Source organism: Colwellia piezophila ATCC BAA-637 (assembly GCF_000378625.1).
Classification (GTDB): domain Bacteria; phylum Pseudomonadota; class Gammaproteobacteria; order Enterobacterales; family Alteromonadaceae; genus Colwellia; species Colwellia piezophila.
Genome location: NZ_KB905180.1, coordinates 1 through 1,722 on the forward strand (window position 1 = coordinate 1; position 1,722 = coordinate 1,722).

The 1,722-nt window shown below is 43.6% G+C and carries 1 protein-coding gene; it reads right to left on the bottom strand.

All coding sequences use genetic code 11. The annotated features are described in order from the left end of the window. Nucleotides 1-1,722 (bottom strand): cadherin repeat domain-containing protein (locus F580_RS25175; protein ID WP_019030003.1); only part of this gene is annotated, 1,722 nt, incomplete at both ends.

Here is a 1,722-nt window from a genome sequence, read left to right on the forward strand (position 1 = left end):
TACGTGATCGTGCCACCCGCTTCCGTCAGCTCCGTTTTATCGGCTGATAAGCTCACCGTGGTGTTATCAATGTCATCGGCTATCGCCGTCTTGATCACAGTTTTATCAGCCACCAGGTTTTCAAACGTATCGGCGGTGCTAACCATCTTGATATTGTTGCTCACCGCGGCATCGGCTTCACTGTAAACATCATCTTCATTGACGGCCACAGCGACTGAATCTTCGCTGCTGCTATTGATGGCGATGGTGATCTGCTCACCATTTTCTAGCGTCACGGTGATCGCTTCTTTGGCGAGGACGGCATTACCATCCGCATCTTCTAAGCTCGCCGTGTAAACAATGCTGCCACCGTCTTCGGTGCCGGTCATAACCGCGGTTAATTTAACCGTCACAGTATCATTGTCATCATTGATGAGAATTACGGCAGGGTTAGGATCAATATCAAATGTTTCAACATCACCGCCTGTTGCATTTACAATTGATACATTTAGGGTTTCAGTATCTACATAGACATCGTCACTTGGTGCGTCGATACTAACTGAGCCTTCTGATTGACCACCAATAATTGTTATAGTAACTGGTTGATTATTTGAGTCTGTTAAATCAAGAGTTACCGTTACCTCTTTACCATCAGCAACTGCTTCTGTTAATTTGACAGTATATGTAATTTTCTCACCTTCATTTACAGACGTTGGTGCACTTAAAATTACGCCAACGCCCTCAATAACATTTTTCTCTGTTAACTCAACCTTGATCTCGGTTGTCGCATTATCTGCATCTTTTGCCGTTACCGTTAAAGCATGTACGTTAGCTAGTGTTTCATAGTCATTCGCCGCCGCTAATACGCCAACTGGTGTTAAGGTGATCTCACCATCATTGTTGATAGCAAAGTAACCATCATCATTACCTGCGGTAATGCTGTAGCTTACCGTATCGTTAGCATCTTGATCGGTTGTTACCACTCTGCCTAAAATGTCAGTATCAGCGCGTCCTTCATTGTATTCAAACTCGAACGTGTTAGTGGTTGTGTTGTAATCCGTTGATTCTTTGTCAACTTCTGGTGCTTCATTCACATTGGTTTCTGTTAATGTAATATCAGCTTTGCTGGCATTACCGGATGCATCAGTGGAAGTAATATTATAACTGTGTGCAATAGCACCCGTTTCAAAATTATTTGCTTCACTAGCTAAGTTTGTTAGATGAACTTCACCTGCACTATTAATTGTGAATAAGCCATCTTTACTACTTGTCGTACCCGTTTCTGTAAAGGTAAATGTAGGAGCTGCTTCAGCAACATTTTGTGAGAACACAACCGTTGCAACAGGCTTATCAATATCAATCTGATTTTCTGAGTATTGAAATTGTTGATTATCTTGCAACACAGGTGCAGTGGTATCACCGACGGTTGCCGTATCACTCGCTGTTGCCGAGGTATTACCGGCCACATCGGTTAAGCTTGCCGTTACGGTTAATGTCTGTCCATCAGCCGGACGAGCATAATCAAAGCTCAGCTCTTTAGCATCTATTTGGTCTTGAGTCAGCACGATTGGCGCTTGCCCTGAAACCGTTAAGGTATCCCCTTTCACCGCATCAGCTGGAATGCCGACTACTACGTTAACCGTGGTGCTATTACCTAGCTCAACATTACTTAATTGTTCGTTGTTATCGGTATCTGTTGTGATCGTTACTGTTGGTGCGCTTGTCGCTGTAGTATCACCAACC